Source organism: Pseudoalteromonas sp. ND6B (assembly GCF_000764215.1).
GTDB lineage: Bacteria > Pseudomonadota > Gammaproteobacteria > Enterobacterales > Alteromonadaceae > Pseudoalteromonas > Pseudoalteromonas tetraodonis.
Genome location: NZ_JQFL01000080.1, coordinates 53,774 through 73,553, shown reverse-complemented (window position 1 = coordinate 73,553; position 19,780 = coordinate 53,774). Strand labels below are relative to the sequence as shown.

General features: G+C 40.6%; 20 protein-coding genes and 1 riboswitch. Of the genes, 12 read left to right on the top strand and 8 right to left on the bottom strand.

Annotated elements, in window-relative coordinates:
• Positions 1 to 29 precede the first annotated feature (29 nt).
• A complete protein-coding gene (locus ND6B_RS01590; RefSeq protein ID WP_033104281.1) occupies positions 30 to 776 on the bottom strand; it encodes a glycosyltransferase family 25 protein in 747 nt (248 codons plus the stop codon).
• Positions 777 to 955: 179 nt separating this feature from the next.
• Here ND6B_RS01590 and ND6B_RS01595 point away from each other — a divergent pair, with 179 nt between their 5' ends.
• On the top strand, positions 956 to 1,786 hold the full coding sequence (locus ND6B_RS01595; RefSeq protein WP_033104280.1) for a sulfurtransferase: 831 nt from the start codon (positions 956 to 958) through the stop codon (positions 1,784 to 1,786).
• A 1-nt stretch (position 1,787) separates the two neighbouring features.
• Here the strand turns inward: ND6B_RS01595 and ND6B_RS20045 are convergent, their stop codons facing one another.
• On the bottom strand, positions 1,788 to 2,138 hold the full coding sequence (locus ND6B_RS20045) for a DUF5522 domain-containing protein (protein ID WP_035112598.1): 351 nt from the start codon (positions 2,136 to 2,138) through the stop codon (positions 1,788 to 1,790).
• Positions 2,139 to 2,181: 43 nt separating this feature from the next.
• On the opposite strand from ND6B_RS20045, the gene ND6B_RS01600 reads away from it, so the two are divergent.
• The gene (locus ND6B_RS01600) at positions 2,182 to 2,508 is read left to right on the top strand and encodes a hypothetical protein (RefSeq protein ID WP_013463944.1); all 327 of its coding nucleotides are present in this window, start codon (positions 2,182 to 2,184) and stop codon (positions 2,506 to 2,508) included.
• Between the two features lie 135 nt (positions 2,509 to 2,643).
• On the opposite strand, the gene ND6B_RS01605 is transcribed toward ND6B_RS01600, so the two are convergent.
• Entirely contained in the window at positions 2,644 to 3,612 is a 969-nt protein-coding gene (locus ND6B_RS01605; protein WP_033104279.1) for a class 1 fructose-bisphosphatase, read from the bottom strand.
• A gap of 154 nt (positions 3,613 to 3,766) precedes the next feature.
• On the opposite strand from ND6B_RS01605, the gene ND6B_RS01610 reads away from it, so the two are divergent.
• Together ND6B_RS01610 and ND6B_RS01615 are read left to right on the top strand one after the other, a co-directional pair.
• The gene (locus ND6B_RS01610) at positions 3,767 to 6,196 is read left to right on the top strand and encodes a zinc-dependent metalloprotease (protein WP_033104278.1); all 2,430 of its coding nucleotides are present in this window, start codon (positions 3,767 to 3,769) and stop codon (positions 6,194 to 6,196) included.
• A 139-nt stretch (positions 6,197 to 6,335) separates the two neighbouring features.
• Positions 6,336 to 7,109, top strand: coding sequence for a YggN family protein (locus ND6B_RS01615; RefSeq protein WP_008115461.1), 774 nt, complete (start codon positions 6,336 to 6,338; stop codon positions 7,107 to 7,109).
• A 75-nt stretch (positions 7,110 to 7,184) separates the two neighbouring features.
• Here ND6B_RS01615 and rsuA read toward each other — a convergent pair whose 3' ends face one another.
• Positions 7,185 to 7,883 (bottom strand): 16S rRNA pseudouridine(516) synthase RsuA, encoded by a 699-nt coding sequence (gene rsuA / locus ND6B_RS01620; protein WP_008115462.1) that lies wholly within the window; start codon positions 7,881 to 7,883, stop codon positions 7,185 to 7,187.
• A gap of 58 nt (positions 7,884 to 7,941) precedes the next feature.
• Here rsuA and zapE point away from each other — a divergent pair, with 58 nt between their 5' ends.
• Positions 7,942 to 9,051 carry a cell division protein ZapE gene (gene zapE / locus ND6B_RS01625; protein ID WP_033104277.1) on the top strand — a complete coding sequence of 370 codons (1,110 nt, stop codon included), beginning with the start codon at positions 7,942 to 7,944 and terminating at the stop codon, positions 9,049 to 9,051.
• 72 nt (positions 9,052 to 9,123) lie between these two features.
• Here zapE and galE read toward each other — a convergent pair whose 3' ends face one another.
• Positions 9,124 to 10,140, bottom strand: a complete 1,017-nt coding sequence (galE, locus tag ND6B_RS01630; RefSeq protein WP_013463948.1) for a UDP-glucose 4-epimerase GalE — start codon at positions 10,138 to 10,140, stop codon at positions 9,124 to 9,126.
• A gap of 251 nt (positions 10,141 to 10,391) precedes the next feature.
• On the opposite strand from galE, the gene ND6B_RS01635 reads away from it, so the two are divergent.
• Entirely contained in the window at positions 10,392 to 10,877 is a 486-nt protein-coding gene (locus ND6B_RS01635; protein ID WP_033104276.1) for a DUF3016 domain-containing protein, read from the top strand.
• 55 nt (positions 10,878 to 10,932) lie between these two features.
• Here ND6B_RS01635 and ND6B_RS01640 read toward each other — a convergent pair whose 3' ends face one another.
• Positions 10,933 to 11,223, bottom strand: a complete 291-nt coding sequence (locus tag ND6B_RS01640) for a hypothetical protein (protein WP_010390514.1) — start codon at positions 11,221 to 11,223, stop codon at positions 10,933 to 10,935.
• 116 nt (positions 11,224 to 11,339) lie between these two features.
• On the opposite strand from ND6B_RS01640, the gene ND6B_RS01645 reads away from it, so the two are divergent.
• Positions 11,340 to 11,549 carry a hypothetical protein gene (locus ND6B_RS01645; RefSeq protein WP_024601670.1) on the top strand — a complete coding sequence of 70 codons (210 nt, stop codon included), beginning with the start codon at positions 11,340 to 11,342 and terminating at the stop codon, positions 11,547 to 11,549.
• On the opposite strand, the gene epmB is transcribed toward ND6B_RS01645, so the two are convergent.
• Positions 11,546 to 12,559, bottom strand: coding sequence for an EF-P beta-lysylation protein EpmB (gene epmB / locus ND6B_RS01650; protein ID WP_033104326.1), 1,014 nt, complete (start codon positions 12,557 to 12,559; stop codon positions 11,546 to 11,548). The two genes, ND6B_RS01645 and epmB, sit on opposite strands and share 4 nt — an antisense overlap.
• 40 nt (positions 12,560 to 12,599) lie before the next feature.
• Here epmB and efp point away from each other — a divergent pair, with 40 nt between their 5' ends.
• Together efp and epmA are read left to right on the top strand one after the other, a co-directional pair.
• Positions 12,600 to 13,166, top strand: coding sequence for an elongation factor P (gene efp / locus ND6B_RS01655; RefSeq protein ID WP_010390517.1), 567 nt, complete (start codon positions 12,600 to 12,602; stop codon positions 13,164 to 13,166).
• A 60-nt stretch (positions 13,167 to 13,226) separates the two neighbouring features.
• On the top strand, positions 13,227 to 14,201 hold the full coding sequence (gene epmA, locus ND6B_RS01660; RefSeq protein WP_016900293.1) for an elongation factor P--(R)-beta-lysine ligase: 975 nt from the start codon (positions 13,227 to 13,229) through the stop codon (positions 14,199 to 14,201).
• A 100-nt stretch (positions 14,202 to 14,301) separates the two neighbouring features.
• Here epmA and ND6B_RS01665 read toward each other — a convergent pair whose 3' ends face one another.
• Entirely contained in the window at positions 14,302 to 16,401 is a 2,100-nt protein-coding gene (locus ND6B_RS01665) for a TonB-dependent receptor (RefSeq protein WP_016900292.1), read from the bottom strand.
• 102 nt (positions 16,402 to 16,503) lie between these two features.
• Here ND6B_RS01665 and ND6B_RS01670 point away from each other — a divergent pair, with 102 nt between their 5' ends.
• The 3 genes from ND6B_RS01670 to thiC all read left to right on the top strand — a co-directional run bounded on the left by ND6B_RS01670 (position 16,504) and on the right by thiC (position 19,726).
• Positions 16,504 to 16,902 carry an acyl-CoA thioesterase gene (locus tag ND6B_RS01670; protein ID WP_008465083.1) on the top strand — a complete coding sequence of 133 codons (399 nt, stop codon included), beginning with the start codon at positions 16,504 to 16,506 and terminating at the stop codon, positions 16,900 to 16,902.
• Positions 16,903 to 17,028: 126 nt separating this feature from the next.
• Positions 17,029 to 17,427, top strand: a complete 399-nt coding sequence (locus tag ND6B_RS01675) for an META domain-containing protein (protein ID WP_035112592.1) — start codon at positions 17,029 to 17,031, stop codon at positions 17,425 to 17,427.
• Positions 17,428 to 17,525: 98 nt separating this feature from the next.
• Positions 17,526 to 17,632, top strand: a riboswitch (TPP riboswitch).
• Positions 17,633 to 17,773: 141 nt separating this feature from the next.
• On the top strand, positions 17,774 to 19,726 hold the full coding sequence (gene thiC / locus ND6B_RS01680; RefSeq protein WP_033104274.1) for a phosphomethylpyrimidine synthase ThiC: 1,953 nt from the start codon (positions 17,774 to 17,776) through the stop codon (positions 19,724 to 19,726).
• The last annotated feature ends 54 nt before the right edge of the window (positions 19,727 to 19,780 follow it).

The window sequence follows — 19,780 nt, the reverse complement described above, 5'->3', positions numbered from 1 at the left end:
AGTCATACAGCCAATATATTGAACTACAGTTATAACTTTTTAGTTATAACTGATAGATCCGCTGATATTTTTTTGCGTTGCATATATAAGTTTAACCTATGTTTTAAGTTTCTAATAAATGTACTTTTATTAGAATGCCTACCTGAATTTGCCCTTGCTATTTCACTTTCAAATTGGCCACTGGTGGCGACTGGATATGGCTTGATACCGATCATATTAAGCCCTATTTCACTATGAAATTGCATATCAACATCAACAGGTCTAAAAAATGGCTTTCTGCGCAGAAGTTTTTTAGCACCTTCTAGAGATAACATATACCCTTGAGCTCCACTTGGGGCTTTAAGGTAATTTCCTAAAACAAATTTACTTTCAAGGGATTGTGTATCAACAAATGCTAAATTTCGGCTATCAGAAAGTTTTATAAAATCCCAGTTTTGTAATTTTTCTGCGGCTTCTATTATGCGACTAAAACTCGATTGGATAGATAAATCATCTTCCAAAATTACACACATTGGGAGCGCTTCATCAACTATTTTTTGCCAAACTCTCATATGGCTCATATAGCAACCAATTTCACCCAAGGTTAAATCACGATGGTATTGTTTGTTATTTTTTTTTGGGCAATACCACATTTTAATTTCTTGCTCCGAGAGCTCTCTACCAATAGTAGCATCAAACCTTTGGGCATTAATATTTAATGTGTTTAATTTGTTTTGGGTTTCTAGCCATCGATCTTCGCAACATTTCATATTAATTACATAAATAGGTACAGTCATATCTATAAGCATTTTTTTATTTTTTTTAAGTCTAGCATTGTGTGGAGCTGTGCGGAATTAAAGTTATTAAAATTTAAATTAAGCAAATCATTATTCTATAAACGAGTACTAAGAAGAGGTTTATTTTTTTGCTAAGATGATAACTATCAATTATTAAACAGATAATAGCTACAGACAATATGAAAAATATGATTAGTTGTGAGCAACTTTTTGCACTCTATAATAGTGCGGACTTAGTCGTATTTGATGCGGGTATGTTGCGTCCTTCAGTAAACGGGGAGTACTCACCAAAATATATGCTTCCTAAAGCACAACGGTTTGATATCAAAAAAGAACTCGCAGATACCTCAAACCCATTGCCTAATACCTTGTGTAGTGCAGAACAATTTACTCAAGTGATGCAAAAAGCGGGAGTGAATCACGATTCACTTGTGGTGATTTATGAAGATGCAGGGTTATTCAGTGCAGCTAGAGCTTGGTGGATGTTTAAAGCCATGGGGTTTGATAACGTAAAAGTCCTCAGTGGCGGTTTAGCCAAGTGGCTTGAACTTGGGCTTCCGATTGAATCAAACTATACACAAGCATCATTAAAAGGCGATTTTATTGCTCAATACCGGCCTGATTACTTTATTGATAAAAAACAGGTGCTAAGTGCTACTGAGGATGCCAATACAGTTATTTTAGATGCACGCGCTTATGAGCGCTTTACCGGCAAAAGTAGTGAGCCAAGAGCCGGAATGCGCAGCGGCCATATTATTAATAGCTATTCGCTACCTTTAACTAGTCTATTAGAAAATGGTGAAGCAAAATCACTCGACTTTATACAGGCAAAGTTTAGTGAATTAGTCGGTAATGCAACCCACTTACAATTTAGCTGTGGCTCTGGTGTTACTGCTTGTGCGCTTGCGCTGTTTGCCGATGAATGCGGTTATAGTAATTTAAGTGTATACGATGGCTCGTGGAGTGAATGGGGAGCCGACAGTTCACTGCCAATTGCAGCGGGAGAGTAGATTAATTGTAGGGACAATTTTTACACCCGTTTTTGCAGCAAGTACCCCGTTTTAAAAAATACCACTTACTAAACACCATGTAACTATTTTGCATGGTGTAATCTAACCCTTCAATTAAATTATCATTGCTTCTAAATTGTTTAGCAAAAGCGATTTGAGCTTTTATTGGTTGGGTGTATATAGTCTCTAAATAGCTATTTATTTTAGCAAGAGTACATGATCGGCATAAGCAGCTGGTTGCTGTATCATTGAGTGGTAAAATAGCGGGTAACTGATAACACCAACATGCGGTTATATCATTAACATTACAGTTAAGCGTTGTATTACATTGGCTGCAGTTTATCTGGGTCATTTTAGGTCTTATTAACAGTAGAGCAGCAAGAATAACAAACATTATGAATATACAAAAAGCATTGGCTGAATTTATTACTTTTGGTGAGCATAGAGACGAAGCAATCTCAGTAATAGTGTCAAGCTCTGCGCACAATGCTAAACCACTTTATAAGTTAACGACACCCGTATTGATTGATGTGCTTAAGCGCTGTGTAAGTAATGAAATAGATCTCGATGATCTCGCGCTTTGGGCCAACGTCATTGAATCAAGAGCAGATATAGATAGCGCTGAGCATGAAGGGGTTATTTATGCGCTGAGCAATAGCGAACAAATGGGCGAGTTTAGCCATAAAAAGCTTGAACAATTATTAGCATTATTAAAGGACTAGATTTAGGCTAACTCAACTTTTTTAGATGCGCGCTTACTGCGGTTTTATGTAACGAATAAATAATACTAAGCCGCATTTAAGTTAAATGCGGCTTAGTATTTTCTGACAACTGACAACTGACAACTGACAACTTGTTTACTTATGATAGCTCAAGCAAGTTTCTACTTCGTCTTTAGAGCCTAAAATAACCGCAACACGCTGATGGATGGCATCAGGCTGAATATCCATAATACGCTCAGTGCCTGTTGAAGCAATACCACCTGCTTGCTCTACTAGCATTGCCATTGGGTTTGCTTCATAAAGTAAACGCAGTTTATTAGGCTTATTAGGATCTTTAGTATCAGTTGGGTAAGTAAATAAGCCACCACGGCTAAGTACACGGTGCACATCGCCAACCATTGCAGCAATCCAACGCATATTGAAGTTTTGAGCGCGAGGGCCTGTATCTCCGGCAAGTAAGTCATTAATGTAGTTTTGCATCGCTGGTTCCCAGTGGCGCTGGTTAGAGGCGTTAATTGCAAATTCATTAGTTTTAGCAGGAATAGCGGCAAAATCTTGAGTAAGTAAAAAGCTACCTTGGGTTTTATCTAAGGTAAACATGCGTGTACCTTTACCCGTTGTTAGCGCAAGCATAGTTGATGGGCCATACAGTACGTAACCTGCAGCCACTTGTTGATGCCCAGGTTGCATAAAAATCTTTTCATCAGCAGCATCAGAGCCCACCGGCGCTTTCATAATAGAAAATATAGTGCCTACTAGCGAGTTAATATCGGTATTTGACGAGCCATCAAGTGGGTCAAAAGCCACAATAAATTCAGCATCTGGGTTACCAGCAACGGTATAATCTTCTTCTTCAGAGGCAATCGCTTTAACTGTGCCTGACTCCAGCAATATATCTTTTAATAACTGATTAGACAGTACATCGAGTTTCTTTTGTGTTTCGCCTTGAATGTTTTCATCGAGGGTTGAGCCTAATACGCCCGATAATTCACCTTGACCGACGCGAAATGAAATTTCTTTACATGCCGCTAAAATAGTACGAATTAACGACAAAAGTTCTCTTGAACAGCCATCTTCTAGTAATACTGGTGGGAGTCTACGCATTCTTTTTTCCTGATAACGTGTTAAAACTAATCATAATGTGAGAGAGATTAGTTTAGAGCGCTGAAATTCGTCTTAAATAACGGTATTGTATAAATAACCCCCTATAATGGGATACCTACATCGCATTTAAAACGCTAATAACAAAGATAAGATTATGCAAAAAATATCACGATTAAGTTACATACTCTTTACTGTGCTGCTCTGTATGATAACCCAAGCGCACGCAGCAATTAAGTCTATTGACGAATTTACTGAAAAAATGAACCATTTCCCTGGTTATTTTTCTTTCTTTTACGATACGCAAAACGGCAATGTGTATTTAAAAGTTGATAAACTTGAACAACAATTTTTACTACAGCATAGCTTGCCTTATGGAGTAGGGTCTAACGATATTGGTTTAGATAGAGGCCAATTAGGCGGTACTTATTTGGTACAGTTTGAGCGCTTCGGCAATAAGGTTATGTTGCGCGCTGTAAATACTTACTACCGTGCTAACACAAGTAATCTAGCAGAGCAGCAAAGCGTTAAAGAAGCGTTTGCATCCAGTATTTTGGCGGGTTTTAAAGTTGTCGCTCAAGATGACAATGCTGCATTAATTGATTACACCCCCTATTTACTAAGCGATGTACATGGCGTAAGCCGTACTTTAGCTGCGCGCAAGCAAGGGCAGTTTAGCCTTGATGAGTCACGCAGTGCGGTATTTATGAATCGCTCAAAAGCATTTGTAAAAAATACTGAACTTGAAGCCATTCTCACCTTTAAAGGGTCTAAACCAGGTGAATATGTGCGCCAAGTGAGTGCTGTTCCATACGCGCTAACCGTGCATATGCACCATTCATTAATCAAATTGCCTGATGACAATTACACGCCACGTAAATTCAGCCCGCAATCGGGTTATTGGAGTGTGGAGCATAAAAATTATGCAGCAGGGCTCGATGAGTCTATGTATGTGCGTTACATTCCACGCCATCGGTTAATAAAAAAAGATCCGAGTCTGGCTGTAAGTGAACCGGTCGAACCCATTGTGTATTACTTAGACCCTGGAGTACCTGAACCAGTAAAAACGGCTTTATTAGAAGGCGGGCAATGGTGGAATGACGCCTTTAATGCGGCGGGTTATAAAAATGCATTTGAAGTTAAAGTGCTACCAGATAATGCTGATCCTATGGATGTGCGCTACAACGTTATTCAATGGGTGCATCGCGCAACTCGTGGTTGGTCTTATGGCAGTTCAATTATAGACCCACGTACAGGCGAAATTATTAAAGGCCATGTGACACTAGGATCGCTACGAGTACGTCAAGATATCCTTATTGCTGAATCACTCGCTGCGCCTTATTTAAAAGGCAATGAAGTGGCAAGCACTTTACATGCAATGGCACTTGATCGTATTCGTCAACTCAGTGCTCACGAAATTGGTCATACACTGGGTATTGCGCATAACTTTGCTGCGTCAGTAAATAATCGTGCTTCGGTGATGGACTATCCGCATCCGTTGTTAAGTTTTGCTGATAATGGTCAGTTAGACGTATCTGATGGTTATGCTAAAGGCATGGGGGCATGGGATACCCAAGTGATCAAATATGGCTACAGTGATTTTACCGGACAAGATGAAAGCGCAGCACTCGCAGCTATTTTACAGCAAAATAAAGCGCAAGGTTTGGCGTTTATTTCTGACAGTGATGCCCGTGCCAAAGGTGGGGCGCACCCTACAGCGCACCTTTGGGATAACGGCAGTAATCCAAGTGAAGAATTACTTAGAGTGCTTGATGTGCGAAAGCAGGCGCTTGGGCAGTTTGGTATTAATAATATAAAAACTGGGGTTGCGCTATCGCAATTGGAAGAAAAGCTAGTACCGCTTTATTTGTTCCACCGTTATCAAGTTGAAGCGGTTGCTAAGCTTATCGCGGGCGTTGATTATGACTATGAGATACGCAGTGATGCACCCGTTAAAGGCGCCCAAGTTGTAACTAAAGAGGCTCAACAACAAGCGGTTAATGCCATTTTAGCGACCCTAAAAGCAAGCAACTTAACGATTCCAGAGTCGATACTTTCCTTAATCGTACCTAAAGCGTATGGCGAGTCTAAATCACGAGAAAGTATAGTGGGTCGTACCGGCTTAACTATGGATGCACTTGCATTGCCTGAAGTGGCAGCGCAGCATAGTCTATCGCTATTACTTAATGCTCAACGATTAAATCGATTAGCACAGCAGCAAGCACGTGATAACCGCTTTTATAGCCTAGATGAGCTACTTAAACAGTTAAATAAGCAAGTGTTTAATGTATCAGCGCCTGCCACCATGACAGGAAAAGTAACACAACGAGTACAGTACCTAACGGCAAAAACCATGGCTGATCTTGTGGCTAACGACGGTTTAAGCCCTGAAGTGCAAGCGCAACTGCATTTCTATTTAAGCAAACTTGCTGATGAGTTTAATCAGCACTCTTTGCTAGGCCACCCTGAAGTGGGTGACAGCGCATTTAAAAACTATTTAGCGTCGCAAATTAATCAGTTTTTAACAACAGGCCAGTGGCCTGACAATTTTAAAGCCCTGCCAATACCACCAGGCTCACCTATTTAATAGTACAAGCCAGAGGATAAAGGCGCTGTGTAAACGTTACGTTTCATGGTGCCTTGTTTTTAGGGTGTTACTTTTGCTTGCATAAAGTTGGTTTTTTGTTAATCTAGCCACCCCCTATTTTAGTCTTTTTGAGGTGTTTATGGCGTTTTTATCTCGTTCGATATTGGCGTTATCAATGGCACTTTTAAGCTGCAATGCAATCGCACAAAAGCAATGTGATGTTGAACTTCGTCATGGTTTAATTATTACCGATGATGTGATCCGTATTGTTGATAAAGGCCAAACTAGGGTGCAAATTAACAATAATAATCAACTGTTTATTCGAGGCTACTGGGTCGATTTAAGTACCGACGAAAGTAAAGTGCTAGAACAATTTAGCAATGGTATTCGTCAAACGGTTCCAGAGCTGGTCGATTTAGCGACTGATGGCGTAAACCTTGGGCTTAGTGCTATTGAGCATGTTGTTGAGGGCATGTCAGATAAAGAACCCGAAGTGCTAAAAACGCAATTACAATATGTAGAGCGTGCACTTATGGATAAGTTTAAGCGTGGCGACGACTTCTTTTTTATAGCCCCTCAATCGCTTTCCCAAATTGATGATTTTTTTACTAAAGAAATTAGCCAAAAAATACACTCTGCAGTACATGGCTCTTTGGGTGCTATTTTAATGTCGCTCGGGGATGCGTTTAAATCTCGAGAAGGCAATATAGAAGACCGCATGAACGACATGGGGCAACGCATGGATATCATCACCAAAGAAATCGATAAGTCGTTGCAAAAAAAAGCCCACCAATTAGAACTTAAAGCCTCTGAATATTGTGAATGCTTAAATTCTCTTGATATTACAGAGTCTCGCCTACAAGCCATTGTACCCGGGATGACAGACTTTGATTTAGTGCAGATTAAATCATAAGAGCAGGTTTTAGGCGTCAGGTTTCAGAAAGGGCTGCGGTCAGTTTGAAGCTGTTTTCCTAATACCTAAACAGCCTTACAGTTTTATCTCTGCGGCGGTTAGTGGGCGGTATTCACCTGCAGCCAGATCTTCACCTAACTTTATACCCGCAATTTGTTCACGATGTAATTCAACTACTTTGTTATCTACCGCTGCTAGCATACGTTTTACTTGGTGATACTTACCCTCAGAAATAGACAAGCGTAAACCATAATTCCCCAAGCGCTCAGCAATAGCAGGGCGAGTTAAATCTTTTTCATTGTGAAGCTGTACACCGTCGCGTAATTGCTGCAGTGCATCATCGGTAATCGGCTCTTGGGTTTCAACCAAATAGGTTTTAAATTTATTCTTTTTCGGCGAGGTAATTTTGTGTGACCAGTCGCCATCGTTAGTAATAAGCACTAGGCCAGTGGTGTCTATGTCTAAACGCCCAGCAATGTGAAAATCGGCCATGTTTGGCTCATCAAGCAAATCAAATACGGTTTTGTGTAACTCATCCGAATTAGCGCATACATAACCTACCGGCTTATTGAGCATAAAGTAGCGTTTACCTAAAAAAACTAATGGCTCGTCATAAAACAGCACGTCATCTTGTTGAGTAACTTGAAAGTCGAATGCCGTGATCACCTCGCCATTAACGCTAGCCGCCTGACTTTTTATTGCCGCACGGGCTTTTGAGCGTGGTAACTCTGCTAAATGGCTAATAAATTTATCTAAACGGCAAGGAAATTTCATGTTGTTCACATTTTTAGTCGGCTACAATGGCCGCGAGTATAGCGGATAGTGAAATACCATGACAGAGCCCAGCACAGAAATTTTAAGCCTGTACCACCGCAAAGTTTCATCAGGAGAGCTTGATTTTGATGCGGCGCAGCACCAAGCCATGAGTGCGTTACAGTCTTTGAGTGAGCAATTAAATCAGCCAACAAGCTGGTGGCAAAAAGCACGGTTAATCAAAGGGGTATATTTATACGGTCCTGTTGGCCGAGGTAAATCTATGCTGATGGATTTATTTTATAAAAACTTACCCACAGAAAAAAAGCAGCGCCTGCATTTTCATCACTTTATTGAAAAAATTCATGCTCAATTGGCCAAGTTACAAGGGGATAAAAATCCGCTACAAATAATAGCTAAACAGTGGGCCAAAGAGATAAAGGTACTGTGCTTTGATGAGTTTTTTGTTAGTGATATTGGTGATGCCATGATCATGGCTCGGTTATTTAACGCTTTGTTTGAACAAGGCGTGGTACTAGTCGCAACCTCTAACGCAAAACCCGAGCAACTTTATTACAACGGTTTGCAACGCGCGCGATTTTTACCAACTATCGATTTAATAAATGCGCATTGTCATGTAATTAACGTAGCGGGGGAGGAAGACCACCGCTTCAGGTACGGTAGAAGCAGTCGTCATTATTTTATTAACTTGCCCCACGCGGAATTTGAGGCTGGGTTTTTATCCGCACATTCTCAAGTAATGCATAATAGTACAATGACAGTGCATGGCCGAGCACTCTCCTATTTATTAAAAACTGACGATGCTTTACTGATTGATTTTATGGCATTGTGCTCAGGCCCTCGTAGCGCCAATGACTATATGTTTTTAGCAGAACAGTTTTCGGTAGTATATATCGCGAATGTGCCAATAATGGGAAAAGAGGCAACCGGTAAGGTTATTGTGCATGGTATAGAAGATAGCTATCAGCGAGAAAAGCAGCAATTGGATGAGCATACGCTCGATGATGAAGCACGGCGTTTTATTGCCTTAGTCGATGAGTTTTACGATTGCCACAAATTACTAGTAATTAATGCCCAGGCCGACATAAACGAGTTATACCAAGGTAAAAAGTTAAGTTTTGAATATGCGCGAACCCAGTCACGGATTGTAGAAATGCAAAATTGGTAAGTACAACATTAAAACACCGCATTTAATTTAAATGCGGTGTTTTAATTTTAAGCTGATAACTTAAAGAAGCCTTTATGACTTATATCCATTTGGATTATTTGATTGCCAGCGCCAAGTATCTTGCATCATGACATCAATACCACGCTCAGCTTGCCAACCTAGTTCACTAAGGGCTTTTTCTGGCGCAGCATAACAGGCTGCAATATCACCTGGGCGACGAGGTGACACCGCATAAGGGATTGCTTGGTCGCTAGCCTTAATAAACGCATTGACCATTTGTAATACTGAATAGCCGTTACCGGTACCAAGGTTATAAACAAGCGCACCGGTTTCTGCGGCTATTTTATCAAGTGCTTTTAAATGCCCTAGGGCTAAATCTACAACGTGAATGTAATCACGAACGCCAGTACCATCAACCGTATCATAATCGTCGCCAAATACAGCAAGTTGCTTTAATTTGCCAACCGCAACTTGTGAAATGAAAGGCAATAAATTATTAGGAATACCATTAGGGTCTTCACCAATCAAACCTGACTCATGTGCACCGACAGGATTAAAGTAGCGCAAAATAGCAAACGCGAAGCGCTCATCTGATTTAGCGATATCTTGCAACATCATTTCAACCATTAGTTTAGACGTACCATATGGATTGGTTGTACCGCCAACGGGGAAGTCTTCGCGTATTGGTAAGCTTGCTGGGTCGCCGTATACAGTGGCGGATGAGCTAAATACCAGTTTGAATACACCTGCATCACGCATAGCATCAACCAGTGTTAGTGTACCTTGTACATTATTTTGATAATACTCAATGGGTTTTACGACCGATTCTCCCACGGCTTTTAGGCCAGCAAAATGAATCACACTTTCAATGGTATGCTTGGCAAATACCGAGTCTAAAAAGGGTTTATCTAAAATATCACCTTGATAAAAAGTAATTGCTTTGTCAGTTATTTTTTTCACTCTTTCAAGTGACTCTTCAGAGGAGTTACTTAAGTTATCAATCACGATAACGTCGCTGCCTTGCTGTAAAAGTTCTAAAACGGTGTGTGAGCCAATATAGCCTGCGCCACCGGTTACTAAAATTGCCATGAATGCTCCTTGGAAACCTCTGTTCAATTAAGTTAATTTCACCATAAATACTGAGCTTTTACATGTATTATTTTGTTTGTTTTGCAATCGTAACATCGCAAGCTGTACTTTTGATTACATTTTGTGCAATTTTAATAACACCGCAGTAGAAAGATTAAGTTATAGTTCATATGTAATTGCTAAAGTAAGGTATAGCAATTTGTAAAATATTTAGTTGATTATAATGATCAGCATACTCGTTGGAGAAACGTATGAACTCAGTTAAAAAAATAGCAATGTTGATATTTATTGCACTACCGAGTGTTGTTTGCGCGGGTGAGGCACAAGTTAAATGGCATGACTTTAATGATTATCGCGATGTACGCCCATCAAACCAAACTAAAGGCTCATACCATAAGCAAATTGCCAAAAATATTAATGAGCACTTTGCAAAGCTCAGCGAGCAGCTTCCTAAAAATTATAGTTTAAAAATTGAAGTAACCGATTTAGATTTAGCTGGTGACGTGCGCTATGGCGGTGTTAACGAAATTCGGGTGGTTAAACCCATTCACTTTCCACGGATTGAATTTAACTATGTGCTTAGTAATGAAAGTGGTGTTGTCGCACAAGAAGACAACGTGAGCTTAAAAGATATGGGCTTTATGGATAAAATTAAAATGGGTCGAGACGAAGCATTTTACTATGAAAAACGCTTATTAACAGAGTGGTTTGGTGAGCAAATTTTACCGCGTATCTAGCTAATAATGCAAAGCATCTACTTTGGTAGATGCTTTGCAAGTAAGTCGCTAATTTTTATTTAAAGGTCGCTAACAGCGTTAGTAAATTTTGTAGTTTAATAACCGCTTGTTTTAGTTTTTCTTCATCCAAACCGTCGCTCGATAAGCTTTCTACATCAGCGGCAACGTCTAACACGTAAGGCTTAAAACGTTTAGCTTCGAAACTAAATCCAGCGTCCTCGGCAAATAAGGCTTTAAATTTTCCGTGACCTTGCTGTTGTAACTCATCGAGTTTTTTGTCAGCGTCAAGTGCCTGACGGTAAACAATTTTTAAGTTGGCGTTGAGTTGTTCAATTATAGAATCCATGGTTTTCCTAAAGCTTAGTGCAATGTTGCCGATAAATACTTAAGTGGGTTGGTAAAGTAATTTACCAATTCAACGACTATAATACGTGTATTACAGTTAAAAGTCAGGTGTGAGTTATGAATATATCAGGTGGAAATCTACCTACAATGCCTGGTGCAGGCCAAGGCGCAGAAGTATTAACTGCTGCTTTATCTAAAAAGCAACAGCAAGCTGATGGTGCCGCTGCACTGGCACTTATTGAAGGTGCTACACAATCTTCAAGTGCGCAAACACCGGCTAAGTCGGTCACTGCAACACTTGGGAATAATGTAAACGTTTATGTTTAAACTAATTTGAGGTCGATAGGGGTTTTACTTTTTTGACCTCCTATTTCCCGAACTAGTTTAGGCACCAAAAATCCAGGCAGGGCTTTTAGTAGCTCGGCCTGAATTTTTATTGCTTGTTGTTCGTCAATATCAAAATGACTTGCGCCTTCTACCTTATCCAGTAAGTGTAAATAATAAGGCAGTACGTCCGCATCAAATAACGCTTCACTTAAGTTTATTTGCGCATCAACTGTATCGTTCACATCTTTTAAAATAACCGCCTGGTTTAACAGTAGCACATCTGCTTTTTTGAGCATGTTCATGGCGTTTTTAAAGTCATTATCTATTTCGTTTGCATGGTTAATATGATTAACGAATATAACTTTTAATGGTGACTTTGCTAATCTTTCACATAATTGTTCAGTAATACGTGCAGGAATAACCACAGGCAAGCGGCTGTGTATGCGCATGCGTTTAATTTGTGGTATTTGCTCAAGCTCATCTAAAAACCAGCTAATAGCATCGTCTTTGGCCATTAGTGGATCGCCACCACTTAAAATCACTTCGTTAATATTTTTATCCGATTTTATATAGCTCAATGCATCAATAAGACTACGTTTATTCAGTTGGTTTTCTTGATAAGGAAAATGGCGTCTAAAGCAGTAGCGGCAATTTACAGCACAACCGGTTTTAAACATGACTAAAACACGCGATTTATATTTATGTAACAGACCCGGTTGATTGTTATCTTGCTCAAGTAACGGGTCTTTATTAAACCCCGATTTAGTTAAAAACTCTTGATGGCGGGGCATAACTTGCAGCAATAAAGGGTCATTTGCATCGCCGTGACGAATTTTTTTTATAAAAGGCAATGGCACACGAACAGGGAACAAGCTACGAGCTTTTATGTCGTTTTCATGGACTTGGCTCGATAAACCAACCATTTCTAGCAACACTTTTGGGCAGGTAACTACATTTGCTAATTCTTTTTGCCAGTTTTTATGCAAATTTGCTTCATTTCTTTGTATCATTGGCACGTAGATTACTCGAAAAATATAAATAGAGGAAACGATGGCGAATTATAGCACCAACGAGTTCAAGGGCGGCCTAAAAATTATGATGGACGGCGAACCTTGCAGTATCTTAGAAAATGAAATGGTAAAACCGGGTAAAGGCCAAGCGTTTAACCGTGTTCGTATCCGTAAGCTTATCTCTGGCAAGGTACTTGAAAAAACCTTTAAATCGGGTGAATCGGTTGAAGGTGCTGATGTAATGGATACCGATTTAGCGTATCTATACACAGACGGTGAATTTTGGCATTTCATGAACAACGAAACATTTGAACAAATCGCTGCTGATGAAAAAGCACTGGGCGATGCTGGCAAATGGTTAGTTGAAAACGATGTATGTACTATTACATTATGGAACGGCAGCCCAATTGCTGTAACTCCACCAAACTTTGTTGAGCTTGAGATCACTGAAACCGACCCTGGCCTTAAAGGTGATACAGCAGGCACCGGTGGTAAACCAGCAACGCTTAGCACAGGTGCTGTAGTACGTGTTCCATTATTCGTACAAATTGGCGAAGTAATTAAAGTAGACACTCGTAATGGTGAATACGTAAGCCGTGTTAAGTAAGCTGTAACACGCCTTATTAATTAAATCCCGGCTTAAGCTGGGATTTTTTTTGGAGAAAATATGTCAGCAGATCTTTGGGCGCCGAGTGCCAGCATAGATACACTCAAGCAACGAGCAGCGATTATGCGCAGCATTCGTGAATTCTTTTATGCTCGTAATGTAATGGAAGTCGAAACACCAAGTTTAAGTGCTGCCAGTGTAACCGATGTGCATTTAGCCAGCTTTGATACTACATTTGTGGGCCCAGGTCATGCTGGTGGGCTTCCCCTGTTTTTGCAAACATCTCCAGAGTTTGCGATGAAACGCTTGTTAGCGGCCGGCTCAGGCGCTATTTTCCAGCTTTGTAAGGCATTTAGAAATGAAGAAGCGGGCAGTCATCACAACCCTGAATTTACAATGCTCGAATGGTATCGTCCTGGGTTTGACGAATTTGCTTTAATGGATGAAATAGATGAGTTGATGCAGCTTATTCTTGAGGTTGCGCCTGCAGAGCGGATTACCTACCAACACGCATTTGAACGCACGCTAGGGCTTGATCCATTAACCGCCTCTATCACGCAGTTACAACAACTCGCATGCGAACATGGCTTTGCTGATATTGCTAAAAACGAGACTCATAAAGATACCTTACTGCAATTATTATTTTGTATGAAAGTAGAACCGACTATTGGTCAAGACATCCCCTGTTTTGTGTATCACTTTCCCGCATCGCAAGCGGCGCTTGCACAAATCTGTGGGCACGATCAGCGAGTTGCAGGGCGCTTTGAGCTTTATTATAAAAATATGGAGTTAGCCAACGGCTTTAATGAACTCACCAATGCCAAAGAGCAAGCAAAAAGGTTTAACCAAGATAACGCCTACCGCGCTGCTAGTGGCTTAAAACAAGTACCTATGGATACGCGTTTAATTGCCGCATTAGAGCATGGTTTAGAGCAATGTGCGGGGGTTGCATTGGGAATTGATAGATTAGTGATGCTAGCAACCAATAAGCAAAAAATAAAAGAGGTGATTGCGTTTGATGTGGCAAGAGCTTAAAGCAGCGAATAGCTTAAAGCGGTCAGCTATCAGATAAAAAACACCGCGTTTGCATTAAACGCGGTGTTTTTTATTCTCGAACTGACAACTGTTCGCAGTATTACAAATTAAGCGTAAACGTAACACCGGCTACGCGAGGCTCGCCTAATTGTGTGTAAGTTTGGGTTGCGTAACCATCTAATGGGTTGTTGCCAAATTCAAAACCGCGAGTTGGAACGGTTTCATCAAACACATTACGTGCCCATGCGCGTACAGCCCACATATCGGCTTCGTAACCAAGGCTTACATTCACTAAGTTTGTGTTTGGAGCTTGTGCATTATGGCTATCGGAGAAGTAATAATCATCTTTACCTTCAACACCTAACATAGCATATAACTCATCAGTAACATTGTAGCGTGCACTAAATGCATATTGATATTTAGGCGCTTGTGCTTGCTCACGACCGTCTTGATTTAAACCAGATTTAGTAACAAAGTCATTAATTTTAGTGTCTAAGTATCCGGCACTTCCGGTAATAAATAAGTTTGGTGTTAGTTGATAGCTGCCTTCAATTTCAAGGCCATAGTTACTGCCAGAGCTGGCATTGGCGACATAACCGGTAAATTGTTGTTCTGATACTTGCCACGACTTTAATTGAATATTATCGCGGTGCATATAAAACGCCGCTAAGCGCAGGGTAAACTTGTCATCTAGCGATGAACCTTTAACGCCAAACTCACCACTCCACAAGTACTCTGGATCAAAGCTGGTATGCTGTTTGAAAAAATCAGCATCTAAGCTTAAACCTTCATCTTTTGCTTTTGCTAGCGCTTCTGAATTAATACCACCAGCTTTGTAACCGCGCGTGATACTGGTATAAATCATGGTACGGTCAATAACTTGGTATTCAAGTGCAATTTTACCACCGAGCATAATATCGTCAGTTTCTTCAATAAAACCGTTACTATCGGTGTAATCACCTTGATATTGCTCAACACGTAAACCGGTAATAAGCGTAGTTTTTGGGCCTATTGCTGTGGCTAATTGGCCATAAGCTGCCATGTTATTGGTTTCATAGGTTGAGGCAAATGGATTGGCTAACCATGTATATTGACGCTCAAGGTCAACATCGCGGTTTTGATAGTAAATACCCGCCACCCAATTACCTGTTTTGCCATTAAACTGCAGATCGAGCGCTTGATCATCACGATCGCGGCTATAAATATCTGTTGAGCTATAACCATCTGGGTGCAGACCGGAAGCACATAATTGCGGCTTACTTGTATCGTTACATACCCAGTCTTCATCAAAACTATAAAAAAGCTCAGTATCAATGGCTGAAAGGTTTAAGCTGACATCAAAGGCGTCAAAACCGGTGTAAGTATTATTAAGGCCAACAGCATAGCTTTGTTGGTTATCTTCGCCCGGTTGATCAGCAAGACTGTTGCGAGAATTATCAAGGGTAAATGCATCATAACCGTTATTGACATCGATATAGTGCAGGTTTAGCTCTGAATTTAAATGAGCTGTGAGTTGGCTATTTAATTTAAAGCGGGCAACTTGTTCATCTTGGTTTTGTGTTTCATCATTTAAATAGAGGTTGTTTACGTAACCGTCAGATTTTCTGCGAAAGTAGCTAACGCGTGCACTGGTATCATCGGTTAAACCTGTGCTAGCAGCAACGCCTGCTTCATGGCTGTTATAAGTGCCAGCACCTAAATGTAATTTTAAACTAGGATCGCTGGTTGCATTAGCTGATTGCATTTGAATCATACCCGCCATGCCATCGGCGCCAAAACGTGTACCTTGTGGACCACGGTAAATTTCTACTTGGTCAATATCAAATAATAATGAGCTGCCACCAAGGCCAGAATAATTTATACCGTCAATCACTAAACCGACAGATGGGTTAATTGGGTCGACGAATTGTGAACGAAGTCCCACCCCTCTAATTTGAATATAACGTCCGCGCGAGGCGCCTGAAGCAAAATTCACATTTGCAGCGCTTGCTAGCATTTCATCTAAATAAGTAGCCCCTCTGAGATTTACTTCATCTTCAGAAAATAAACTTGCGCTGGCACTTAACGTTTGAATGCTTTCTTTTTGAAAGTCACCAGTAACAATGATTTTCTCTAGGTCGGTGTCATCTGCATTGGCGTAGATTGGGGCACCGAATAATGGTAATAACGTGGCTGTAATTAAAGACAAACGTAAATTCATTAGGTTACTTAACTCCATTTTAGGGACTTGTATGGTAGCAATTATTTCAACACTTGTGCTATAAACGCGGCAATTATACGTTAAATAATTTGGATTACTAATATGACCTTTAAAGTAGACTTTAAAGTGCGTGACTACGAGTGTGACCTACAAGGTATTGTAAATAATAGTGTTTATTTTAATTATCTGGAGCACGCTCGTCATGAGTTTTTATACGCACAGGGTGTTGATTTTGCACAACTTGCCAAAGATAAAATTAACTTAGTGGTACTTCGCAGTGAAATGGATTACAAGCAGTCTTTAAAGCCAGCGGATGAATTTTATGTAGCAGTAGAGCCTGTACGCATTAGTCGCCTTAAATTTGCGTTTAAACAAACGGTAGTTCGCAAATTAGACGAAAAAGTGATGCTCAATGCCTTAGTAATAGGCACGTCGGTTAACGAGAAAGGTCGTCCATTTTTACCACCACAGATAGATAACTTATTCCAAGCAATTGCATAATTCCAAATAGCACTGCTTTTAAACTAGCTTAGAACAAAAATTTACATTTAAAACATGCATTTTTAACGGATAAACCTGACAAATATTGATACTATTACATTAATTAGACAATAAGTTAGTAGTAACATGAAATTAGCAGCAATACCGATGCTTGTAATCGGTTTATGTGTTGGTTGCGCATCAACAGGGACAGTTACCACTGAGCAGCTAAAATATACACAATGGCAATTATCAAAGGTTGATGGTTTGGCCATTCCCGCATCTTTTAAAGCATCAATGAGCTTTATAGAAGCGCTACAAATAAACGGCTTTGCCGGATGTAATAAGTTTTTTGGTGAAGGCTCACTTGAAGATAGCAGCTTGAGCGTAAGCAAATTAGGTATGACACGTAAATCATGTGGCCCTGAACTGGATGAGTTTGAACAACAGTTTTTACAAGCTCTGCAGCAAGGTGCAGTGCTTAACCTGCAAGACCAAAAATTGGTGATGCAAGCTGAACAAAAATTTGTGTTTATCCCAAAATAATTTTTGAGTTTTGAAAAACAGCCCCTTGCAGGGAATTTTCAACTGACGTACACTCATCGCAGATTTGATCAAAACATTATCAAATCAACGAACAATTCAAATACTTGTCGGAGTGCCTAAGTTTTATTTAGGCTGAGATCGCGAAAGCGGGATCCGTGAACCTGATCAGGTTAATACCTGCGTAGGGAACAAGCTGCCTAACTAGGACGCTTGTGCGTCTTTTTTTATGCGCACAAAAAAGCAACATCCGTCTTAGGCCGCAAAGTCGCATAAAGCTACTTTACGATCTTTCTCTATTCCTCAGCGGAATATCTGACAAGACAACCCTTTAGCAATGAGGTAAGTCATGTCAAATACAACAAATAAAGCTACTCGCCGTGAAACTCGTGCGGCCGCATCAGATTATATTTATAACCTTACAGGGCAACCATTCCCAAGTTCTCATAAAGTGTATGTTGAAGGCACGCAAGAAAATGTACGTGTGGGTATGCGTGAAATCACATTGAGCGATACTTTTATTGGTGGTGATGAACAAAACCCAGTGTATGAGTCAAATGCACCACTGCGTGTTTACGATACATCAGGCCCGTATACCGATCCTGAGTTTAAATTAGATGTACGTAAGGGACTTAATAAGTACCGTGAACAATGGATTGAGAGCCGTAATGATACCGAAGTACTCGAGTCGGTAACCTCACAGTTTGCACAGCAGCGTATGGCTGATGATGGGCTAGATCATATTCGCTTTGAACATTTACCAAAAATTCGCCGTGCAAAAGCAGGTAAAAATGTCACCCAAATGCATTATGCCCGCCAAGGGGTAGTCACCCCAGAAATGGAATATGTAGCGATACGTGAAAACATGGGGCGCGCGCAAATACGTGAAGAGTTACTAGCTGCGCAGCATAAAGGGGAATCGTTTGGCGCGAGTATCCCTGAGTTTATTACTCCTGAATTTGTGCGTGATGAAATTGCTCGTGGACGCGCTATTTTACCTAACAATATTAATCACCCAGAAACCGAGCCTATGATTGTTGGTCGTAACTTTTTAGTTAAAGTTAACGCCAATATTGGTAATTCATCAGTGGGTTCATCTATAGAAGAAGAAGTTGAAAAAATGGTGTGGTCAACCCGCTGGGGTGCCGACACCGTAATGGATTTATCAACAGGGCGTTACATTCACGAAACCCGTGAATGGCTAGTGCGTAATTCGCCAGTCCCTATTGGTACTGTACCCATTTATCAGGCCCTTGAAAAAGTAAATGGCGTAGCTGAAGACTTAACGTGGGAAATATTTCGCGACACCCTAATTGAACAAGCAGAGCAAGGCGTTGATTACTTTACCATTCATGCTGGTGTGCTGCTACGTTATGTGCCAATGACAGCAAAACGCGTAACAGGCATTGTATCGCGCGGTGGCTCTATTATGGCCAAATGGTGTTTAGCGCACCATAAAGAGAACTTTTTATACACGCACTTTGAAGATATTTGTGAAATTTTAAAACAATACGATGTGTGTTTCTCACTAGGCGATGGCCTTCGCCCAGGCTCTATTGCTGATGCTAACGATGAAGCGCAATTTAGTGAGCTTCGTACCTTAGGCGAACTGACTAAAATAGCTTGGAAGCATGATGTACAAGTGTTCATAGAAGGCCCTGGGCATGTGCCTATGCATATGATCAAAGCCAATATGGAAGAGCAACTTAAACATTGTGACGAAGCGCCCTTTTATACCTTAGGCCCACTCACCACAGATATTGCACCGGGATACGACCATATAACCTCAGGGATTGGGGCTGCGCAAATAGCTTGGTATGGCTGTGCCATGCTGTGTTATGTAACACCGAAAGAACATTTAGGTTTGCCAAATAAAGAAGACGTTAAAGAAGGCCTTATCACCTATAAAATTGCCGCTCATGCCGCCGATTTAGCCAAAGGTCACCCCGGTGCACAAGAGCGAGACAATGCTTTATCAAAAGCACGCTTTGAATTTAGATGGCACGACCAATTCAACATTGGTTTAGACCCTGTTCGCGCTCGTGAATATCATGATGAAACACTGCCGCAAGAATCAGGAAAAGTAGCCCACTTTTGCTCCATGTGTGGCCCTAAATTTTGTTCGATGAAAATAACCCAAGAAGTACGCGACTACGCCAAAGATCTAGAAGCGCGCGGTATTGATCCTAATAACGTGGGTGATGCCATTGAAATCAAAATGGTTGATGTAGAGGCCGAGATGAAAGCTAAATCTGAAGAGTTTAAGCAAACAGGCTCAGAGATTTACCATAAAGCAATATAAAATAGGTTGCGAGTTGCGAGTTGCGAGCATCGAGTAGCGAAATGTTTATCTTAA